The organism is Kocuria rhizophila DC2201, assembly GCF_000010285.1.
Classification (GTDB): domain Bacteria; phylum Actinomycetota; class Actinomycetes; order Actinomycetales; family Micrococcaceae; genus Kocuria; species Kocuria rhizophila_A.
On record NC_010617.1, the window covers coordinates 2,348,496 to 2,369,236 of the forward strand.

The 20,741-nt window shown below is 72.2% G+C and carries 17 protein-coding genes; 13 read left to right on the plus strand and 4 right to left on the minus strand.

What is annotated here, in order from left to right; translation table 11 throughout:
- Positions 1 to 149: 149 nt before the first annotated feature.
- Genes KRH_RS10115 through KRH_RS10125 form a run of 3 tightly spaced genes read left to right on the plus strand, consistent with a single transcriptional unit; the run spans position 150 to position 3,577 of the window.
- The gene (locus KRH_RS10115) at positions 150 to 1,415 is read left to right on the plus strand and encodes a glycosyltransferase family 4 protein (protein WP_012399113.1); all 1,266 of its coding nucleotides are present in this window, start codon (positions 150 to 152) and stop codon (positions 1,413 to 1,415) included.
- A 54-nt stretch (positions 1,416 to 1,469) separates the two neighbouring features.
- Positions 1,470 to 2,513 carry a GDP-mannose 4,6-dehydratase gene (gene gmd / locus KRH_RS10120; RefSeq protein ID WP_012399114.1) on the plus strand — a complete coding sequence of 348 codons (1,044 nt, stop codon included), beginning with the start codon at positions 1,470 to 1,472 and terminating at the stop codon, positions 2,511 to 2,513.
- Positions 2,510 to 3,577 (plus strand): GDP-L-fucose synthase family protein, encoded by a 1,068-nt coding sequence (locus KRH_RS10125; protein ID WP_041297421.1) that lies wholly within the window; start codon positions 2,510 to 2,512, stop codon positions 3,575 to 3,577. Before gmd ends, KRH_RS10125 begins: the two co-directional genes overlap by 4 nt.
- Before the next feature lie 77 nt (positions 3,578 to 3,654).
- On the opposite strand, the gene KRH_RS10130 is transcribed toward KRH_RS10125, so the two are convergent.
- Genes KRH_RS10130 through KRH_RS10140 form a run of 3 tightly spaced genes read right to left on the minus strand, consistent with a single transcriptional unit; the run spans position 3,655 to position 6,662 of the window.
- Positions 3,655 to 4,509, minus strand: coding sequence for a phosphatase PAP2 family protein (locus KRH_RS10130; protein WP_081431620.1), 855 nt, complete (start codon positions 4,507 to 4,509; stop codon positions 3,655 to 3,657).
- A 45-nt stretch (positions 4,510 to 4,554) separates the two neighbouring features.
- On the minus strand, positions 4,555 to 5,814 hold the full coding sequence (locus tag KRH_RS10135) for a lipopolysaccharide biosynthesis protein (RefSeq protein WP_012399117.1): 1,260 nt from the start codon (positions 5,812 to 5,814) through the stop codon (positions 4,555 to 4,557).
- Positions 5,808 to 6,662, minus strand: coding sequence for a glycosyltransferase family 2 protein (locus tag KRH_RS10140; protein ID WP_012399118.1), 855 nt, complete (start codon positions 6,660 to 6,662; stop codon positions 5,808 to 5,810). Before KRH_RS10140 ends, KRH_RS10135 begins: the two co-directional genes overlap by 7 nt.
- A 370-nt stretch (positions 6,663 to 7,032) precedes the next feature.
- Here KRH_RS10140 and KRH_RS10145 point away from each other — a divergent pair, with 370 nt between their 5' ends.
- The 7 genes from KRH_RS10145 (at position 7,033) to KRH_RS10175 (ending at position 16,034) form a co-directional block, all read left to right on the plus strand.
- Complete coding sequence (locus KRH_RS10145; RefSeq protein ID WP_012399119.1) at positions 7,033 to 7,677, plus strand: hypothetical protein; 645 nt, start codon at positions 7,033 to 7,035, stop codon at positions 7,675 to 7,677.
- Positions 7,674 to 8,936 (plus strand): hypothetical protein, encoded by a 1,263-nt coding sequence (locus KRH_RS10150; protein WP_012399120.1) that lies wholly within the window; start codon positions 7,674 to 7,676, stop codon positions 8,934 to 8,936. Before KRH_RS10145 ends, KRH_RS10150 begins: the two co-directional genes overlap by 4 nt.
- Positions 8,937 to 8,946: 10 nt before the next feature.
- On the plus strand, positions 8,947 to 10,635 hold the full coding sequence (locus tag KRH_RS10155; RefSeq protein WP_012399121.1) for a hypothetical protein: 1,689 nt from the start codon (positions 8,947 to 8,949) through the stop codon (positions 10,633 to 10,635).
- 87 nt (positions 10,636 to 10,722) lie between these two features.
- The gene (locus KRH_RS10160) at positions 10,723 to 11,259 is read left to right on the plus strand and encodes a DapH/DapD/GlmU-related protein (RefSeq protein WP_012399122.1); all 537 of its coding nucleotides are present in this window, start codon (positions 10,723 to 10,725) and stop codon (positions 11,257 to 11,259) included.
- Between the two features lie 5 nt (positions 11,260 to 11,264).
- Positions 11,265 to 12,380 carry a glycosyltransferase gene (locus tag KRH_RS10165; protein ID WP_012399123.1) on the plus strand — a complete coding sequence of 372 codons (1,116 nt, stop codon included), beginning with the start codon at positions 11,265 to 11,267 and terminating at the stop codon, positions 12,378 to 12,380.
- A gap of 446 nt (positions 12,381 to 12,826) precedes the next feature.
- Positions 12,827 to 14,023, plus strand: a complete 1,197-nt coding sequence (gene serA, locus KRH_RS10170) for a phosphoglycerate dehydrogenase (protein WP_012399125.1) — start codon at positions 12,827 to 12,829, stop codon at positions 14,021 to 14,023.
- A gap of 313 nt (positions 14,024 to 14,336) precedes the next feature.
- Positions 14,337 to 16,034: an SLC13 family permease gene (locus KRH_RS10175; protein WP_167528088.1), complete on the plus strand. Its 1,698-nt coding sequence runs from the start codon at positions 14,337 to 14,339 to the stop codon at positions 16,032 to 16,034.
- A gap of 267 nt (positions 16,035 to 16,301) precedes the next feature.
- Here the strand turns inward: KRH_RS10175 and KRH_RS10180 are convergent, their stop codons facing one another.
- On the minus strand, positions 16,302 to 16,919 hold the full coding sequence (locus KRH_RS10180; RefSeq protein WP_012399127.1) for a Dps family protein: 618 nt from the start codon (positions 16,917 to 16,919) through the stop codon (positions 16,302 to 16,304).
- Between the two features lie 187 nt (positions 16,920 to 17,106).
- On the opposite strand from KRH_RS10180, the gene KRH_RS10185 reads away from it, so the two are divergent.
- The 3 genes from KRH_RS10185 to KRH_RS10195 all read left to right on the plus strand — a co-directional run bounded on the left by KRH_RS10185 (position 17,107) and on the right by KRH_RS10195 (position 20,738).
- Positions 17,107 to 19,245, plus strand: a complete 2,139-nt coding sequence (locus KRH_RS10185) for an NADPH-dependent 2,4-dienoyl-CoA reductase (RefSeq protein WP_012399128.1) — start codon at positions 17,107 to 17,109, stop codon at positions 19,243 to 19,245.
- 154 nt (positions 19,246 to 19,399) lie between these two features.
- The gene (locus KRH_RS10190; protein WP_012399129.1) at positions 19,400 to 20,221 is read left to right on the plus strand and encodes an FhaA domain-containing protein; all 822 of its coding nucleotides are present in this window, start codon (positions 19,400 to 19,402) and stop codon (positions 20,219 to 20,221) included.
- 1 nt (position 20,222) lies between these two features.
- A complete protein-coding gene (locus KRH_RS10195) occupies positions 20,223 to 20,738 on the plus strand; it encodes an FHA domain-containing protein FhaB/FipA (RefSeq protein WP_012399130.1) in 516 nt (171 codons plus the stop codon).
- Positions 20,739 to 20,741 lie beyond the last annotated feature (3 nt).

Below are 20,741 nucleotides of genomic sequence, written 5' to 3' on the forward strand. Positions count from 1 at the left end.
AAACGTCGATGGGCTAGGGAGAGAAGACGTCGACACCGATGCGCCGCTGCCGACGATCCACGCGGGAGGCGGCGGGTGGGCCTGGGGAGGCCCACCGCAACTGGGGGAAAGCAGGGGCTCGGCCCCGCTTTTCAGGGGGAGGAGCAAGCGTGGCACCACGCATTCTGATCGTAGGTCTCAACTATTCACCGGAGCACACGGGCATCGCGCCCTACACCGCGGGCATGGCCCGCGCGCTGCGGGACGCCGGGTGGGACACCGACGTCATCACCGGACTCCCGCACTACCCGCAGTGGAGCATCCACGAGGGGTACCCGAAGAACGGCAACGGGTACGAGGTCGTCGACGGCGTCCCGGTGCTGCGCGTGCCGCACCCGGTCCCGCACGACGCCGGCCAGCTGCGGCGGCTGGGCATGGAGATCGTCTTCGGGCTGCGCGCCGTGACCGCCCCGTGGGGGAACCCGGACGTCGTCGTCCTGATCACCCCCGCCCTGTTCGCCTCCGCCATCGTGCGGGTGCGCGCGGCGCTGACGCGCACCCCGGTGATCGCATGGGTGCACGACATCTACACGGCCGGGCTCGCGGAGACGGGCGCGGCCGGCGGGCCGGTCACGCGCCTGATGCGCGCGGTGGAGGGGACGTTCCTGCGCTCCTGCAGCGGCGTCGTCGTGATCCACGACCGGTTCTCGGACTACCTGCGCCGGCACATGGGCGTGGCCGCGGACCGGGTGACCACGGTGCGCAACTGGACGCACATCTCCGAGGCCCCCGGCGTGGACACCGACGCCCTGCGTCGGCGCTTCGGCTGGCGGCCGGAGGACGTGGTGGTGCTGCACACCGGCAACATGGGCGCCAAGCAGGACCTCGCGAACGTGGCCGCCGCCGCGGAGGTGGCCCAGCGCACCGGGGCGCCGCTGCGCTTCGTGCTCGTGGGCGGCGGGCACCAGCGCCCCCAGCTCGAGGAGCTCGCCGAGCGCACCCCGCGCTTCGAGGTGCTGCCCAGCGTGGACGAGGACACCTACGCCGGGCTGCTGCGCGCCGCGGACATCCTGCTGGTCAACGAACGGCCCGGGCTCACCGAGATGTGCGTGCCCAGCAAGCTCACGAGCTATTTCACCGCGGACCGCCCGGTGCTCGCCGCGGTGGAGGCGGAGGGCCCCTCCGCCGCGGAGCTCGCCGCCGCGGACGCGGGCATCCGGGTGCGCCCGGGAGACCCCGAGGCACTCGTGGCGGGCGCCATGACGCTGCACGAGGAGTGGATCTCCACGGGTGGCGCCACCCACCGCGGCGGGCGCCGCTACGTCCGGGACGTGCTCAGCCGCGACGCGGCCGTGCGCTCATTCACCTCCGCGCTGCGCAGGCTGCACCCGGGCGTTCCCGCGCAGCCGCGGACACCCGCCACCGCCCATTCCTGACACACCGGGGCACCGCCGCCCCGCCGCACACGATCCACAAGGGGAGAGATCACCATGAGTCACAAGAAAGCGCTCATCACGGGCATCACCGGGCAGGACGGCTCCTACCTGGCGGAGCTGCTGCTGTCCAAGGGCTACGAGGTCCACGGCCTGATCCGCCGCGCCTCCACGTTCAACACCTCGCGCATCGACCACCTGTACCAGGATCCGCACAACCCCGACGCGCAGCTGTTCCTGCACTACGGGGACCTCTCCGACGCCGCACGACTGGTCACCCTCATGGCCGAGATCGACCCGGACGAGGTCTACAACCTGGCCGCGCAGTCCCACGTGCGCGTGTCCTTCGACGAGCCCGAGCACACCGGTGACACCACCGGTCTGGGCACCGTCCGGCTGCTCGAGGCGGTGCGCCGCGCGGGGGTGAAGTGCCGCTTCTACCAGGCCTCCACCTCGGAGCTGTTCGGTGCCACGCCGCCGCCGCAGAACGAGGACACCCCGTTCTACCCGCGCTCGCCGTACGGTGCGGCGAAGATCTACTCGTACTGGATCACCAAGAACTACCGCGAGGCCTACGACATGTTCGCGGTCAACGGGATCCTCTTCAACCACGAGTCCCCCCGCCGCGGCGAGACCTTCGTGACCCGCAAGATCACCCGGGCCGTGGCCGCGATCGCCGCGGGCAAGCAGGAGCACCTGTACATGGGCAACCTGGACGCCATCCGCGACTGGGGCTACGCCGCCGAGTACGTGGAGGGCATGTGGCGCATGCTGCAGGTGGACGAGCCCGAGGACTTCGTGCTGGCCACGGGTCGGCCCAGCACGGTGCGCGAGTTCCTGGAGACCTCGTTCGAGCACGCCGGGCTGAACTGGGAGGACCACGTGCGCTTCGACGAGCGCTACCTGCGCCCCACCGAGGTGGACGCCCTGATCGGGGACCCCTCCAAGGCCGAGGAGAAGCTCGGCTGGAAGGCCACCGTGCACGCCCCCGAGCTGGCGCGCATCATGGTGGACGCGGACCGTGCAGCCCTGGAGTGCGCCGGCACCCCCTGGATCGACACCGTCTCCCAGCACATCTGGGCCCCCGGACGGGCCGCATGAGCACGCACCTGCACGAGGAGGAGATCGTGGACGCCACCGACGGTTCCCACTGGCCCCGCACCGTCAGCGACCCCGCCGACGCCCGCACCACCGACGACGTCCGCTTCACACCGGGCCCGCTCGACCGCACCGCCCCGTTCTACGTGGCGGGCCACCGCGGGCTCGTGGGCTCGGCCGTGTGGCGCCACCTGGAGTCCCAGGGCTTCGAGAACCTAGTGGGTGCCACCTCCGCGGAGCTGGACCTGAGGGACCGCGGGGCGGTCGAGGCCTTCATGGCCGAGAAGAAGCCGCGGTACATGGTGCTCGCCGCGGCCAGGGTCGGCGGCATCGGGGCGAACAACACGCGCCCGGTGGACTTCCTCTCCGACAACCTGCGGATCCAGCTCAACCTCCTGGACGCCGCGCGCGCGGTGGACGTGGAACGGGTGCTGTTCCTGGGCTCGTCCTGCATCTACCCCAAGCTGGCGGAGCAGCCGCTGCGGGAGGACGCGCTGCTGACCGGGTACCTGGAGCCCACGAACGACGCCTACGCGATCGCGAAGATTGCCGGCATCCTGCACGTCCAGTCGGTGCGCCGGCAGTACGGGCTGCCGTGGATCTCCGCCATGCCCACCAACCTCTACGGCCCCGGGGACAACTTCTCCCCGACCGGTTCCCACGTGCTGCCCGCCATGATCCGCCGCTACGACGAGGCCGTGCGCCACGGGGACACCGAGATCACCAACTGGGGTTCCGGGTCACCGCGCCGCGAGTTCCTCCACGCGGACGACCTCGCCTCGGCCTGCCTGTTCCTGCTGGAGCACTACGACGGCCCCCAGCAGGTCAACGTGGGCGTGGGCGAGGACGTCACCATCGCCGAGCTCGCGGAGCTCGTGGCCGCCGCCACCGGTTTCGACGGCACCACGCACTGGGACGCCTCCAAGCCGGACGGCACCCCCCGCAAGCTTATGGACGTCTCCCACCTGCGTGCGCTGGGCTGGAACGCGTCCATCGACCTGCCCACGGGGCTCGACGACGCCGTGTCCTGGTACCGCGCGCACCGGGACTCCGCGCGGGGCGCCTAGCGGCAGTCCTCGAGCACGCGGCACGGCGGACGGTCCCCACGGGGCCGCCCGCCGTGCCGCGTTGACCACCGCAGGTCTCAGACGGGCCGCTCCTGCTGGGGGTGCGGTGCCACGGGCGTGAGCCGGGCCGTGGGGCGCCACGCGTCCACCCCCACCACCAGACCGAGCACGGCCACGGCCAGCAGCAGCGAGGCGGTGACGTCCGTGAGCCAGTGGTAGCCCAGGTAGAGGCGGCTGAACGCGACGACCGCAATGACCGCGATCCCGGCTGCGACCACCCACCAGCGGGCGGGCGGACGGGCCGCGGACGGCCCGTGCGGCGTCGTCGTCACCGCGCCCGTGGCCTCCATCAGGTGCTCGGCGTACGGACGGAAGTACACGAGGTACAGCAGCACCAGCACGAACGTGGAGGTGGCCAGCGTGTGGCCGGAGGGGAACGAGTAGGACAGGTCCGCGCCCATGAGCATGTCCGCCACGGGGGGCCGCCCGCGCCCGGCGACCGACTTGATGCCCACGATGCACGCCACGGCCACGGCCATGGCCCCGGCGAGCAGAACGGGGCGCCACCAGTGCCGGCTGCCCAGCAGCCACACGGGCACCGTGACGGCGCAGATGATGATCATCCCGGTGGGCGCGGTGAGGGTGGTGACGACCTCCAGGACACCCGTGAGCACCGGGTCACGGTGCTCCGTGAGCCACGTCAGGGCCGGGACGTCCCAGCGGGAGAGGTCCTCCCGCTCGGTCCACCAGTCCCACACGCGGACGAACAGCACGAGGCTCGCAACGACCATGACCAGCGCGATCACCACGCGGTTGCGGCGGGATCGGGCGTCGGCAAGGGGCGGCTCGCTCAGCCGTTCCCGCAGGAACCCTGCGCGCCCCCGGTGCGGGGCCGGCGCTGCTGTAGAGGCCGTGGGCCCGGATCTCGTCATGCGGGCAGGCTACGTGCCGTGGCGGCGAGAACGTTGGGGGAACGGTCAGAGAACCACGAGCCAGCACGTCCCGAGCCCCACCGCGGAGAGCCCCGCGGACAGCCAGAAGGAGCGCCACGGCGCGGCCCTGCCGATGAACAGGTACGCCACCACCACCACGGTGAACTCGCGCAGCACCAGCACGGTGGCCGCGAGGTGCAGGTCGAAGGAGGCCACCCAGGCGATCACGGCACCGAACACCAGGCCGATGAGCGGGCCCACGAAGGTCTTCCACGCCCCTCCCGTGCGCACGAGCAGCACCGAGGCGGCCCAGGAGAGCACTCCCGGGAAAGAGACCATGGCGATGAACGGCACCATGGACATCGCCGGACGCCACTGCTCCCCCAGGATCGGGGTGAGCACGACCGCGGCGACCTGCGCCACCACCACGCCCGCCACGGCCAGCAGCAGCGCCGGGTACAGGTGGCGGTCGCTCGCCTCCCGGATCTCGTCCGGGGTCTCCTTGTCCGCGATGCCCACGCGGACCACGTTGACGGTCGACGCCGCCAGCGCGTCTCCCGGGGCCCGGCCCACCGCACTGCCCGCGGTGTACGTGCCGAGGGCCGCGGTGCCGGCGAACGCGGTCATGAACAGCCGCTCCGCCTGGCCCTGGAACCAGGACAGGAGGGCGTAGCCGGACATGGTGGTCATGTCCGAGACGATCGACTTCCCACCGGGGGCAGTGTGCGGCAGGGGCTCCGTGCTGCGGCGGGCGCGCAGCCAGCACAGCACCGCGAACGTCCCCTCCGTGACCGCCAGCTGCAGGGACGGGCCCAGCAGCGAGTGGGTGAGCACCAGGACCGTGCCGCCCACGAGCAGCCCAGCGAGCGAGGCCCGCAGCTGCATCCGAGCCAGCGTGCCCCACTGGTTGGTGGCCTGCAGGGTGCCCACGTACAGCAGCCCCAGCGCACCGAATCCGGGGGCGAGCGCCACGGGCAGCACCTGGAGGAACTCGCCCCAGTTCTCCAGCGTCCCGTTGTGCAGCAGGAACAGCATGAACCCCGCGAGGATCACGAACGCCACCACGGGCATGACCGCCCGGTAGCGGTTCATGATGCGCATGCCACCCGGTTCGGTGAGCACCCGGATCACCGCGAAGCGCGCGCCGGAGTCGATGGTCACCTGGATGGCCGTGTAGATCAGCGTGACCAGGTTGTAGATGCCCACGTAGTGCGGGGACGTGAACGCGGCGAGCGTGAGGATCACGAGCGCCGAGGACACCCGCGGCAGCGCCCGCTCGATGAGAGACTTGACCTGGTTCAGCATGCGGGGTGCCCCGCGAGGTCCGCCACCTGCGCCAGGTTGCGCCGGGCGTAGGGGCGGGTCCCGGGCCGGACCCCGGCCACCACGCGCCGCAGCTGCTCGGGCGTGCCCACGGGACGGCCCGGGACGCCGCCGTTGTCCACGAGCCAGGACATCCTGCCGGACCGGGCCCACGCGCTCCACGCGCGCAGCACCTCCGGGTCCTGGGCGATCCGCTCGTGGTAGTCCGGGGCTCCCGAGAGCTGCCCCGGGCTCAGCCGGTAGGCCACCACGGGCACGGCCAGCTTGTGGATCCGCGCCCCCTGGCGCAGAGCGTCGAACCACAGCACGTAGTCCTCCGCCGTGTTGGGCCGGGCGTAGGCGTCCGCGGCCTCGAGGGTCTCCCGCCGGGCGAGCATGCTCGAGTGGAACAACGGGTTCACGAACGGCAGCAGCAGCCCAAGCTCGGTGCTCGTGAGGTTGCGGGGGTAGGAGGGCCGCGGCAGCATGCCCCGGCCGAAGCGGATCCCGCTGCCGCACACGATGTCCGCGTGCCGCAGCGCCCGCATGCTCACGGCGAAGCGCCACGGCAGGGAGAGGTCGTCCGCGTCCGTGCGGGCCACCAGCTCGCTGTCCGTGGTCTCCAGCGCCTCCCGCATGCGGACCACGGTCCCCACGTTCTCCGGGTTCTCCCGGACGACGACGCGGCGGTCCGACACCCGGCGGGCGGCACGTTCCGTCTCGGCGTCCGGGCCGTCCACGGACACCACGAGCTCCGCGTCCCGGGGCATGGCCCGCAGCGTGGACCGCATGGCGCTCTCCACGGTTGCGCCCGCGTGGTAGGCGGGCATGATGACGGTCAGTCTCGGCATGGTGGCACTCTCCCCTGATAACCACGGATCACCCCACCGTTCCCGGCTCCCCAGGGTGAACTACTGCGGACAAATTCGTTGTCATAGAAACGCAGCGCGATAATGAGGCTATCATGGGAAAGGCGGGACAGAAGGGCGGGGGTACTGCCGGGCGCAGAATCCCCGTGGATTCAGGGGAGCACCGCCGTGGGTCCGTCAGGTTCGCTGAATATCTCGGCGTTCCGGGGGAATCCGCACGAGGTGGTCAGGAATTCCAGGTTGTCCCCCGTTTAGGGGTAATTGGGTAAATATTTGTCCCCCTTCGCGATGACATTTCGTGAGGGGAGTTCCTGTCGGGCTGACGGGAACGGAAAGAATTGGGGGGAATCACGTGAGCGCACGTGTCAAGAACGTCATCGTCAGGTTCCTGGGGATCGTCCTGGGCGCCGCCGTCCTGGGGGCGGCCGTCGGAGGAGGGGTGGCCGTGCTGCGGCCCGAGAGCTTCACGTCCACGACCACCGTGATGGTCACACCGGCGCAGAGTCTGCCCAGCGGTCAGACGGAGACGGTGTCCCAGTACATCCTGAGCAACATGCCCACCTACAACAACCTGGCGATGACCGCCAGCGTCCTGGAGACTGCGGGGGACCACGGCCGGTCCACGGACGAGATCTCCAAGGACCTCACCGTGGAGGTGCCCACGGGGTCGAGCCTCGTGAAGCTGGCGTACTCGGACACCGACCGGGACCGCAGCGCCGCCGTCGCCGACGACCTCGCCGCGGGCCTGCGGGACTCCATCCGCCAGTTCTCGCCGCAGAGCGACGGCACGCCCCAGGTGGACGTCTCGATCGTCCAGAAGGGCGCCGCCGCGGTCACGAGCGACAAGCCCAGCGCCAGCCGGTGGGCCCTGATCGGCGGCACGGTGGGCGGCATCCTGGGCATCGCCGGAGCCCAGGCCCTCACGCGCCGACGCTCCGCACCCCGCCACCACGACGCACAGAGCGCCGCAGGTCAGACCGGCTCGTTCTCGTCATGAAGTGGCGCGATGCCATCTCCATGGACCGGGTCCCGGTCCTGACCCTGATCGTCTTCCTGCTGATCAGCTGGGCCTCCACGGTCTACTTCCTGGACCACTCCGTGGTGACCGTGCCGAGCCCCTTCACGCCGGTGTGGGCGGCGTACAACCACGCCGACGCCGTGCGCCTGATCTCCTGGGCCGTCCTGGGGCTCGTGCTCGCGCTCGTGTTCCCGTTCCCGGGGCGCACCCCGTCCTGGCCCACGCTGCTGAGCACCATCGGGCGGCAGGTGCGTCCCCTCACGTGGCTCTGGGTCCTGATCACGTTCGGGACCATGGCCGCGCTGCTGCTCGCCAAAGGCCGCTACATCCTGGAGGCGCCCCAATACCTGATCTTCATGGCGCCGCCGGCGATCGTGTCCGCCTCGAGCGTCGCCCAGCCCATGGCCGTCCTCGCGGCGGGCTTCCTCTCGGTGCGGCACCCGCTGCTGGGCCGGATCGCCATGGTGTCCTGGCTCGTCCTGCTCTTCGCGTGCGCCACCCGTGTCTTCGCAGGCGTGGTGGTGCTCTACGTGGTGGGCAGGTTCCTGGCCGGGGGCAGGGTGTCCTGGCTCGGGTGGCTCGGCACCGCCGCCATCACGGTGGTGCTGCTGCCCATCCCGCTGTACTGCCGCGACCTCACGGAGCACGGCCTGATCCCGTACGCGCACGCCATGGCCAAGGTGCTCCCGGAACCCTCGTTCTTCAGCGAGTCCCTGCTTACGACCACCAACAGTTTCGGCTTCAGCGTGCCGCTGCTCGTGTTCACGAGCCACGAGTACGGCATCACGGCGCAGGACATGCTCATCTCCCTGAACCCGGGGCCGGGGCGGCTGGTGGGCTGGGACGACATCCTGTTCTCGATGCGTGTCCACGAGTTCATCCCGTACTCGGCCCTGGGCGAGTGGGCGAGCTTCGGCGGATTCAGCCTCATGCTGTTCACGCTCGCGTGGGGACTGGTGGTGCGCGGCTGCCTGCGCAGCGTGGGGACGAACCCGCACCCCACCATGGTGCTGTTCCTGTCCGCACTGCTCGGGATGGCCATGCTCACCGTGGTCATGATCACCCAGTACAACACCCGGGCGGTGAGCCGGATCGTCTCCATGATGATCCTGGCCACGGTGCTCGAACGGGCGCTGCGCCCGCTCACCGCCGCGTTCCTGCGGCGCAGGGCCCTGCGGTCCCGGGCGCCGCGCGGCCCCGCTCTGAGAGGACCCCTCGCCGGTGCGGGCCGGGCATGACGGGACACCGGTGACCCCGGCCCGCACCACCCGCCGCGGGTTCATCGCGCTCGCCGCCGTGACCGCGGTGGGGGTCACGGCGTCGTGCGCACCGGGCGGGGCTCCGGCGCCGCGGGATCCCGCCCCCAGCGCACTGGAGCGGCGCCAGGTGTGGGCGCACATGGTGCCCCAGGGACTGCCCCTGGCCGCGGACCCGGACGTCCACTACGGCAGCGAGCGGCCGCTCTCCCTCGCCCCGGCGGGCACGGGGTACGAGCGCCTCGTCGCCGACCAGCTCACGCAGGCCCGGGCCGCGGGGCTCACCGGGATGCAGATCCTGCTGCTGGACGGGGTCAACTCCGGCACGGACTTCGTGGCGGACTGGATGTCGGCCGCCGATCCGTCGTGGCGGAACTCGTCGTCCGCGGGCTTCTCGGTGGCCCCGTGCCTGCAGGTCTCGTCCCTGCGCCGCGCCACCTCCATGGTGGAGCAGTACGCGGCGGCCGCGGCCGAACACCCCTCCGCGGCCCGTTCGGGGGACGCCCTGGTCGTCTGGGTCTACAACGCCCGGTCCCTCTCCCCCGGTGACTGGAACACGCTGCGCGGCACGCTCCACGACCGGGGCACCGACGTGTTCCTGGTCGCGGAGCTGAAGACCCAGGCGAGCCAGCACGGCGACACCCTGGACACCTCGCTCGTGGACCCGTACGCCGGGTCCTTCGACGCGCTGTGGCTGTTCGAGGACAAGGAGACCGAGGTCCTCCACGACGTCGTCTCCTGGGCCGCCGCCCACGATCTTCCCTTCGCCGGGGGCTCGCTGCCCGGCTACGACCGGCAGACCGCTCACGGCGGCTACGTGGACGCGCGGGGCACCGAGCTCTGGCGCCGCCACCTGGAGAGCCAGCTGGCAGCCCACCCCGCGTGGCTGACCGCCGTCACCTGGAACGACGCCGTGGAGCACACGTCGGTCCAGCCCACCACCGACTGGGGCCGCACGCGCGCGGACCTGCTGGCGCACCACTCCGCGGTCTTCCGGGGCGCGGCCCAGGCGGACTCCGAGGCCCGCGCGTACGCGAGCTCCCCGCAGTACCTGCTCGCCGGCCGGGAGCTGCTGGTGGAGGGTCTCGTGATCAACCACGGCCACACGGCCGTGAGGGTGCGCACGAGGGTCACCTCCGCCGCCGGCCGGACCCTCGCCGAGGCCGTCTCGGAGCCGGTGGCCGCGGGCGGCGTCACGGCCGCCGTGGTCGAACGGACCCTGGACCTGCGCGGAGGTGAGCACGTCGTGGCCGTGGTGGACCTTCTCGACGAGAAGGGGGCGAGAACCGCCGGCGTCCGCGGCGCCCCGGTGGTCGTCTACGACGAGGCGGACCCCGCCGTGCCGTCACCGGACCGCCGCCGCTACTACTCCCTCGGCAGCCACGAGACCACGGACTTCTCCGGGGTGGCGAGACTCGAGCGCGGCGAGGGCCCGGGGCCCTCCGGAATGCACGTCACGACCACGCGGGCCGTGCGGTCCGTGGAGCTGCTCCACAACACCTGGCCCGCCGGTCTCGCGCTCGACGCCACCGGCGTGGGCTACGAGGACCCGCCCGGGAGCATCGTGGGCGGCCAGGAGGTGAGCACCGTCCCGGGCGGGTTCACGATCGCCAGGGTGGTCACCCACGAGGGGCGGATCGCCTACTCGGCACCCGTCCACCACGGGGCCTCCGGCGGGTAGGCCGTCCCGGGCCCGCCACCGGTGGGCTGGCCGGACCGCCCCGGCAACCGCCATGCACGACCGACCGATCAACACAGGGGAGAGAACATGACACACCAGCGACGCCGCCTGGCCACCTTCACGGGCCGTGGCTACGACAAGGGCCGCAGCACCCTGCAGTGCGCGGCGTGGGCGCTCGTCGCGGAGCCGCTGCAGCGCTCCGTGCTGTGCCCCCCACGGGTGCGCACGCGCATCCTGCGCGCGTTCGGCGCGCAAATCGGGGAGGGTACCCTGATCCGCCACGACGTACGGATCCACTGGCCCTGGAAACTGAGCGTGGGCGAGAACTCGTGGATCGGCGTCGGCGCCTGGCTGCTGAACCTGGAGCCCGTCACGATCGGCTCGGACGTGTGCATCTCGCAGGGTGCCATGCTGTGCACTGGCAGCCACCGCGCGGACGACCCCGCGTTCGAGTTCGACAACGCGCCCGTCACCGTGGCCGACGGCGCGTGGATCGCCCTGCGCGCCACGGTCCTGCGCGGCGTGACCGTGGGCGAGGGCGCCGTGGTGGGTGCCACCGCCCTGGTCACCCGTGACGTCCCGGCCGGCGAGCGCGTGCTGGCCCCCGTGGCCGCGAGGGCGTGAGCGGCATGCGGATCCTGCAGATTGTGGCCCTCGTCTCGGGCACCAACGCGTACGGCGGGCCCACCACGGTGGCCTTCAACCAGTGCCGCGCGCTGGCCGACGCCGGTCACGACGTCGTGCTCGCCGCCACCGGTTCCGAGCTGGGTACCCCGCTGCCCACGGAGCGCGACGGCGTGCGCACGGCGCTGTTCCCACCGCACTACGTGCTGCCGGGCGCGGGATTCGCGGGGCTGACGTCCCCCGCGATGCTCTCGTGGGTGCGCCGGGTGGCCCCGAGCGCGGACGTGGTGCACGTGCACATGGCCCGTGACCTGCTGACCCTGCCCTCCGCGCGGCTCGCGCAGCGCGCAGGGACCCGGACGGTGCTGCAGACCCACGGGATGATCGACCCGTCGGAGAACCCGCTGGCAGGCCCGCTCGACGCCGTGCTGACCCGCCGCGTGCTGCGGGACGCCCACCGGATCTTCCACCTCACACCGGGGGAACGCCAGGAGGTGGCGCAGGTGGCCGGCGGTCCTGTGAACCTCGTGGAGCTGCACAACGGCATGCCCGTGAGCACCCAGCCCCGCGCGGTGCGCGAGGATGAGACGTGCCGGGTGCTGTTCCTCGCCCGGCTGCAGGAGCGCAAGCGCCCGCTCGCGTTCGTGGCCGCCGCCCGGGCGCTCGCGGACCGCTTCCCGCACACCACGTTCACCCTGGTGGGCCCGGACGAGGGCCAGGGGGACGCGGTGCGCCGCGCCATCGAGGACGCCGCCCTGGGGGACCGCCTCACGTGGGCCGGGCCGGTGGACTCGGCCGGTGCCGCGCGGTGGATGCGGGACTCGGACCTCTACGTGCTGCCCTCGGTGGACGAGCCGTACCCCATGTCCGTGCTGGAGGCCATGTCCTCGGGGCTGCCCGTGGTGATCACGGACACGTGCGGTCTGGCGGACACGGTGCGCCGCACGGGCTCCGGGGTGATCGTGGACGACTCGCAGCAGGACCTCGAGCGCGCCCTGTCCGAGCTGCTCTCCGATCCCGACCTGCGCCGACGCACGGGCCGCACGGCCCGGGAGACCATTGCGCGCGAGTACGGAATGGGCGCCGTGGTGGAGCGGCTGCTGTCCGCGTACGGCGACTGAGCGCACCATTCCCGACCCACCGGTCGGAAAACGTCCCCCGAGCGGGGACAGGGGGCTGGGCGATCGGCCAGGAAAGGCCTGGTCGACAGTCCAGCGCAGGTCTGGCCGTTCGGCGGTGTCGCAGGGCGGCGGTGGCTCCGTAGCGTAGTAACCACCGGGTCGGAACGGATGCCGCACGGCCTCCGCTCGCGGGGTGACCCGGTGACTGTCACTGGACGACCAACAAGAAGGACACGCACCATGGACATCTTCACCTCCGTCATCCAGAACCTCGGCACCATCGCCGGCATCGTGCTCGACTTTCTGAAGGCCTTCGGGGTGGCCGGCTGATCGAGCCCGTCCCACCCGGGCGGGACGTCGCGCCCCGCCCGATGCTCGTGGCCCCGCACTGTCGCAGGAGGACCCACGCCGGGGGGGGCCCGGAACCCTGGCCTTAGGATGGACGGGTGAAGGCCTTACTGCTCGAGAACATCCATTCGGACGCCGTCGACGCCCTGCGCAGCCGGGGATTCGAGGTCGAGACCCGCAAGGGCGCGCTGGACCCCGGGGAGCTGGTCGAGGCGCTGGACGGTGTGGAGCTGCTGGGGATCCGCTCCAAGACCCGGGTCACGCGCGAGGTCCTGGAGGCCCACCCCGAGCTGCTGGCCGTGGGCGCGTTCTGCATCGGCACCAACCAGATCGACCTCACGGCGGCCACCGACACCGCCACGGCCGTGTTCAACGCCCCGTTCTCCAACACCCGCTCCGTGGTGGAGCTGACCCTCGGGGAGATCATCGCCCTGGCCCGCCACCTCACGGACAAGAACACCGCCATGCACCAGGGCGTGTGGCTCAAGTCCGCCGAGGGCTCCCACGAGGTCCGCGGCCGCACGCTCGGCATCGTGGGCTACGGCAACATCGGCAAGCAGCTCTCGGTGGTGGCCGAGGCGTTCGGCATGGACGTCTACTACTACGACATCGTGGACCGCCTGGCCATGGGCAACGCCACCAAGTGCGACTCCCTGGAGCAGCTGCTGACCACGGTGGAGACGGTCACACTGCACGTCGACGGGCGGGAGTCCAACACCGCCATGTTCGGCCGCGAGCAGTTCCGCCGGATGCGCCCGCGCTCCATCTTCCTCAACCTCTCCCGCGGGCACGTGGTGGATCTGGAGGCCCTGCACGAGGCCCTCGTGTCCGGGCACCTGGCCGGCGCCGGGCTGGACGTCTACCCCTCGGAGCCCAAGGCGGCCGGCGAGCCGTTCGTCTCCGAGCTGCAGGGCCTGCCCAACGTGATCCTCACCCCGCACGTGGGCGGTTCCACCGCGGAGGCCCAGGAGAACATCGGCGGCTTCGTCTCGGGCAAGCTGATCGACTACTGCCGCTACGGCACCACCAGCCTGTCCGTGAACTTCCCCGAGGTGCAGCTGGACCCCACCATCCACGGCACCCGCCTGCTGCACGTCCACAGCAACGTGCCCGGTGTGCTGGCGCGCGTGAACTCGGTGCTGGGCGAGCACGGGATCAACGTGGACCGCCAGCAGCTGGTGACCAAGGCCCAGATGGGCTACCTGGTCACGGACTGCGGCAACGGGGTCACCGAGGACGTCGTGGCCGCGGTCAAGGCCCTGCCGGAGACCGTCCGGGTGGCCACCGTCTCCTGACACCGCGCACGACGCCGCCCGCGCACCGCGACCCCGTCGCCCGACCCCGGGCGGCGGGGTCCGTTCATGGGGGCGCCGCCCTGCCTCGCAGGCACCTCCCGGCCCTCTCACCCGGCCGCGGCACCCGCGGGCCCACGGGCGGCGGGCGCGGTCGGCCTCCGGCCGGGCCATTGTTCCGAGTGCACCGCCGCCCGGGTCGGCGCGTTCACAACCTGTCACGAGGGCCTCGCCCGGCGCGCTCCGCGGGGCCCCTCCCCCGTGCGCCCCTACGCTGGAGGGGATCCCCTTTCCCCACGACGATGTGGAGGCGGCCATGAGCCATCCATCCGTGCCCGGCGCGCACCTGAAGAACCTCGACCCGGACCCGCACCGCGGCGAGGAGGTGAACTTCCAGTCCCCCGGGGAGCGGGCACCGGCGGAGAAGCGCCACACCCGCACCATCCGGCTGCTCGGGCTGCTGGGCGGGGCGGCCCTCGCCGCGCTGATCTACGTGCTCATGCCCCAGGAGGTCCCCCACAACGCCAAGCTCACCGCGGCCACTGCCGTGCTGATGGGCGCGTGGTGGATGACCGAGGCCCTGCCCCTGCCGGCCACGGCGCTGCTGCCCCTGGTGGTGTTCCCCACCCTCGGCGAGGAGATCACCTTCGACAAGGTGGGCGCCTCCTACGGCAACAACATCATCTTCCTGTTCATGGGCGGGTTCCTGCTGGCCCTGGCCATGCAGCGCTGGAACCTGCACCGCCGGATCGCCCTGCTCACCGTCAAGGTCATGGGCACCAAACCCTCCCAGATGGTCGCCGGGTTCATGGTGGCCACGGGCTTCCTGTCCATGTGGGTCTCCAACACCGCCACGGCCGTGATGATGCTGCCGATCGGCGTGTCCGTGCTGCTGCTGGTCACCAGGATCGGCTCGGGGGACGCCACGGAGGCCTCCCCCGCCGCGGGCGGGGAGGCCAGCGCGACGACGGACGGCACCGCGAGGACGGACGGCACCATCGGCCCCGGCGGCGTCGACGGCCCGGCCGGTGAGGTGGACCTGCAGGACGAGCAGGTCAAGGAGGACGTGGTCAAGTCCAACTTCGGCACCTCGCTGATGCTGGGGATCGCGTACGCGGCGTCGATCGGCTCGCTCGGCACGATCATCGGCACCCCGCCCAACACGCTCATGGCGGGCTACCTCTCGGACGCGCACGGGATCACCATCGGCTTCGGGCAGTGGATGCTCGTGGGCGTCCCGCTGGCCGTGGTGCTGCTGGCCCTGTGCTGGCTGCTGCTCACCCGGGTCCTGTTCAAGCCGGAGATCAGCGAGATCCCCGGCGGCCGTGAGCTGATCGCGGAGGAGCTGCACAAGCTCGGCCCCATGTCCTCCGGCGAGAAGCGTGTGCTCACGTTGTTCGTGCTCGCGGCCCTCGCGTGGATCCTGGTGCCGGTGCTGTTCGACAAGCCGATGATCTCGGACGCCGGGATCGCCATGGTCGTGGGCCTGCTGCTGTTCCTGTGCCCGGCCGGTGCCGCCCCCGGCGTGCGACTGCTGGACTGGGAGTCCGCGGTCAAGCTGCCGTGGGGCGTGCTGCTGCTCTTCGGCGGCGGCCTGGCGCTGTCCGCGCAGTTCTCGGGCTCGGGGCTCACCGAGTGGATCGGGGAGAAGGCCCAGGGCCTGGGCGGGCTGCCCGTGGTGCTGCTGGTGCTGCTCATGGCCGGCGGGATCCTGCTGCTCACGGAGCTCACGTCCAACACGGCCACCGCGGCCACGTTCCTGCCGGTGGCTGGCGGCGTGGCCATGGGCATCGGCGTGGACCCCATGCTGCTGGCCATCCCGGTGGCACTGGCCGCCACGTGCGCGTTCATGCTCCCGGTGGCCACCCCGCCCAACGCCATCGCGTTCGGCTCCGGGTACGTGGCGGTCAGTCAGATGATCCGCGGCGGTGCGTGGCTCAACCTCATCGCGCTGGTGCTGATCACCATCACCACCATGACGCTCGGCGTGTGGGTCTTCGGCCTCGCCTTCTGAGCCCGTCCCGCCGGGCCCACGACGCCGCCGCGCATCTGCGGGTGCCCGGCGGCGTCGTCGTGCGGGGCGCGGGGGCGTGCCGGGGCCGGGGCGCGCACGGAGACCAGCCGGCCCGTGCGCGCGGGGGCAGGGGGTGCAGGGAGAGAGGCCCCGCGAGGCAGTGCGGGGCGTGCAGCCCGTTCCGCGGGCGTGCACGCACGCGAAGGCCCCGGGGTCGCGCGGGGCGACTCCCGGGGCCGTGGCGGGTCCTGGGCGGACCTGGGGGACCTACTTCTTCTTGGAGGCCTTGCCCGAGGCGCGGGAGCTCTTGGCGGCGCCCTTGCCACCGGCCACGGACTTCGCCGCGGCCTTCTCGGTGCGGGCGCCCGCGTGCTCGAGCACGCCCGAGCCGGACTCGATGTGCGAGCGCATGAACCACTGGAACAGCTCGAGGCCGCGGACCTGGCTGATCAGCATGTCCTCGGTGATGGGGTCCACGTCGCTAACGCGGGCGAGCGCCTCGCGGTGGTCGGTGATCACGCCGTCGTACACGAGGTCCAGGGCCGCGAGGTGCTCCACGCCCGGGGCGCGGTTGACGTCGTAGTCGTCCCACGTGCGCTCGGCCACGATGGCCCCGGGGAGCCCGTTGGGGGACACGCCCATGGTGGCCATGCGCTCGGCGAGCTCGTCCACGTAGCCGCGGACCTCGTCGATCTGCGGGTCCAGCATCTCGTGCACCGCGATGAAGTTGGGGCCCACCACGTTCCAGTGGGCGTGCTTGAGGGTCAGCTGCAGGTCGTTGAGCGCGTGCAGGCGCTGCTGCAGGATCTCGGCCACGGCGTGGCCCTGCTCGGTGGAGAGACCGGGGACGGTGAACGCGGCGGTCCGCGTGGACTTCTTGGCCATGACAACCTCCTGGTGGGTCGTGCACCGGCGCGGGATCGCACCGGGCCCGACTTATGTGATGAATTCAGAATAACAAGCCGACGGCGAGCGCACCAGGATGCGCACGACGTCCCGCCCCTCCCCGGGATTGGTGATCCAGCTCACGAGCCCTAGGGTGGGGAGAAATACCTGAGACCTGGAGTATCGGATGAGCGCCTACCCCCATCTTCTATCCCCGCTGCGCGCGGGCTCCCTGACCCTTCCGCACCGCGTGATCATGGGTTCCATGCACACGGGCCTCGAGGAGACCCCGGGCGGTGAGCACGAGCTCGCACGCTTCTACGTGGAGCGCGTGCGCGGCGGCGCGGGGCTGATCGTCACGGGCGGTGTGTCCCCCAACGAGGAGGGCGCCGCACGCGAGGGCGGGGCCCACCTGAGCGCCGAGGAGCAGCTGCCCCCGCACCGCACCGTCACGGACGCCGTGCACGCGGAGGGCGGGCTGATCGCCCTGCAGCTGATGCACAGCGGCCGGTACGCGATGCACGCGGACGCCGTGGCGCCCTCGCCCGTGCGCGCCCCGATCAACAGGGTGACCCCGCGCGAGCTGAGCACCGAGGACGTCGAGCGCACGGTCGAGGACTTCGCGCACGCCGCACTCCTCGCGCAGCGGGCCGGCTACGACGGCGTGGAGATCATGGGCTCGGAGGGGTACCTGATCAACGAGTTCCTGGTGGAGCACACCAACCGGCGCACGGACCGCTGGGGTGGCTCCCCCGAGGCCCGCCGGCGCTTCGCGGTGGAGGTCGTGCGCCGGGTGCGCGAGGCCACCGGACCGGAGTTCCTCATCATGTACCGGCTCTCCGCCCTGGACCTGGTCCAGGACGCCCAGGAGTTCGACCAGGTGCTGGCCCTGGGGCGGGAGGTCGAGGCGGCGGGCGCGTCGGTGATCAACACCGGCATCGGGTGGCACGAGGCCAGGATCCCCACGATCGCCACGAGCGTCCCGCCCGCGGGCTTCACGTGGGTCAGCCGTGCCCTGCGCGAGCACCTGAGCGTGCCCGTGGCGGCCGTGAACCGCATGAACACCCCCGAGATCGGCGAGGCAGTGATCGAGCGCGGGGACGCGGACCTCGTGTGCCTCGCCCGCCCGTTCCTCGCGGACCCGCAGTTCGTGGCCAAGGCCCGCGCCGAGCGCCCGGACGAGATCAACACGTGCATCGCGTGCAACCAGGCGTGCCTGGACCACACGTTCTCCGGCAAGCGGATGTCCTGCCTGGTCAACCCGCGGGCCATGCGCGAGGACGAGCTGGTCCTGGGCCCCACCCGCACCGCCGAGCGGATCGCCGTGGTGGGCGCCGGCCCCGCGGGCCTGGCCTTCGCGGAGGCGGCCGCCCAGCGGGGGCACCGCGTGACTGTCTTCGAGGAGCACACCGAGATCGGCGGCCAGTTCCAGCTCGCCCGGCTCATCCCGGGCAAGGAGGACTACGCCCATACCATCCGCTACTTCCGCACGCGCCTCGCGGAGCTCGGGGTCACTGTGCACACGGGCCGCACCGCCACGGCCGCGGACCTCGACTTCGCGGACCGGGTGGTGCTCGCCACCGGCGTGAGCCCGCGCGTCCCCGGGATCCCCGGTGAGGACGGTCCCTCGGTGCTCGGCTACAAGGAGGTGCTCGCGGGAGCGCCCGTGGGCGAGCGCGTGGCGATCATCGGCGGCGGCGGCATCGGATTCGACGTCGCCCACTTCCTCACGCACGACCCCCACGCGGACTTCTACCGGGAGTGGGGCGTGGACCGCACGCTCGAGGCGCGGGGCGGGCTGCTGCGCCCCGAACCCGCGGCCCCGCTGCGCCGGGTCACCGTGCTGCAGCGCACCCCGGGCAAGCCGGGCGCGCGGCTGGGCACCACCACGGGGTGGATCCACCGCGCCGAGCTGCGCATGGCGGACGTCGAGTTCGTCACGGGCGTGCAGTACCAGCGCATCGACGAGCAGGGCGTGCACGTGCTCGTCCCGGCGCCCGAGCCCGCCGAACCGCAGGGGGCGGCGGCCTCCCGTGCGTCCGGGGGCACGACGCCGCCGCGTTCCGGTGGCGCGCCCGCCGCCCGCCACGAGGCCCCCGGCGGGGCGCAGGCCACCGTGGTGGCCGAGGCGCCCGGCCTCGTGGAGCTGCTCGTTCCCGCGGACACCGTGGTGCTGTGCGCGGGGCAGGAGTCCCGCGCAGAGCTCGCGTCCGAGCTCACCGGGGACCGCCCGGTGCACGTGGTGGGAGGCGCGCACGTGGCCTCGGAGCTCGATGCCAAGCGGGCCATCAAGGAGGCCGTGGAGCTCGCCGCGTCCCTGCCCTGAGGCCCAGCGCGCGCGGCGTCGTCGTCCGCGCTGTCACCGCCCACCCAGCCGAGCCGGTTAGTATTCAGGGAACTGTCCACGACCGCGTGCCGCACCGCTCCCCCAGCGGCAGCACGCAGCACACCGCCGCTGGCTGACCGAGGAAGGAGGCGGGATGGGTTTCTGGACCGGGCTCGAGAACGGGATCGAGAAGGCCGTCCGCACCGCTTTCACCGCAGGTTCCCGCAAGCGCGTGGAGGCCGTGGAGATCGCCAGTGCGCTGCGCCGCGAGCTGGACCAGGAGTCCTTCACCGTCTCCGGCGGGCGCACCATGGCCCCGAACGTGTTCACGGTGGAGTTCTCCGACGACGACTTCCCGCGTGCCCAGGAGTGGGGCGTGCAGCTGGCCGAGGAGCTGTGCGATGTGGTCATCCGCCACGCCCGTTCCCAGGCCTACACGCTGCAGGGCGCGGTGCGCGTGAGCTTCGTGCGCCAGTCCGAGCTGGAGGCCGGGGAGTTCCGCATCCTGTCCTCGTTCGAGCGCACGAGCACCCCGCAGGCCCCCGTGGACGCCGGGACCTCCGCGCGTGCGCCGCAGCCCCCGGCTCCCGCCCCGCACGCCCGGACCAGCCAGCCCCGGCAGCCCCTCCCCGGCGAGCACGACCGGCCGGGCACCGCGGCCCCCTCGGACGGCGTGCCCCGCGTGCCCGTGATCGAGGTGGGCACCGAGCGGTTCTCCCTCAACGCGGACAGCGTGAGCGTGGGCCGCTCCGCGGAGGCGGACATCACCGTGGAGGACACCGGGGTCTCCCGCAAGCACCTGGAGATCCGCCGCCAGGGCCCCACCTTCCTGGCCGTGGACCTCGGCTCCACGAACGGTTCGTACGTGGACGGCCAGCGGATCCAGGGGCGGGCGCAGCTCGTGGACGGCTCCGTGATCACCATGGGACGCACCAGGCTGGTCTTCCGCCTGCTCGTCCCGAAGGAGAGGCGCTGACGTGTCCGAACTGACCGTGACCCTGCTGCGCTTCGGCTTCCTGGCGCTGCTGTGGATCTTCATCGCCGCCGTGGTCTTCTCCCAGGCGCGTGACCTCACCGTGAGCGGCAGGGCCCGCTCCGCCTCGCGCGGCCGCACGCGCACCGCGGTGGTCCCCGAGGAGCCCGAGGCACGCCGTGCCGAACCCGCACGGCAGCCCGCACCGACCACGGGCGGCTCGCGCCACCGGCCCCAGCAGCTCGTGGTCCTGGAGGGCCCGCTCGCGGGCAGCAGCTACCAGCTGGGCTCGGCCCCGGTGATGCTCGGGCGCTCCCCCGAGGCCACGGTCCCGCTCGAGGACGACTACGCCTCCGGCCGCCACGCCCGGCTGTTCCCGCAGGGCTCCCGCTGGTTCCTGGAGGACCTCGGCTCGACCAACGGCACGTTCGTGCAGGGCCAGAAGCTCTCCCGCGCCACCGCCGTGGACCCGGGCGTGCAGTTCCGGGTGGGCCGCACCGTGATGGAACTGAGGCCGTAGCCC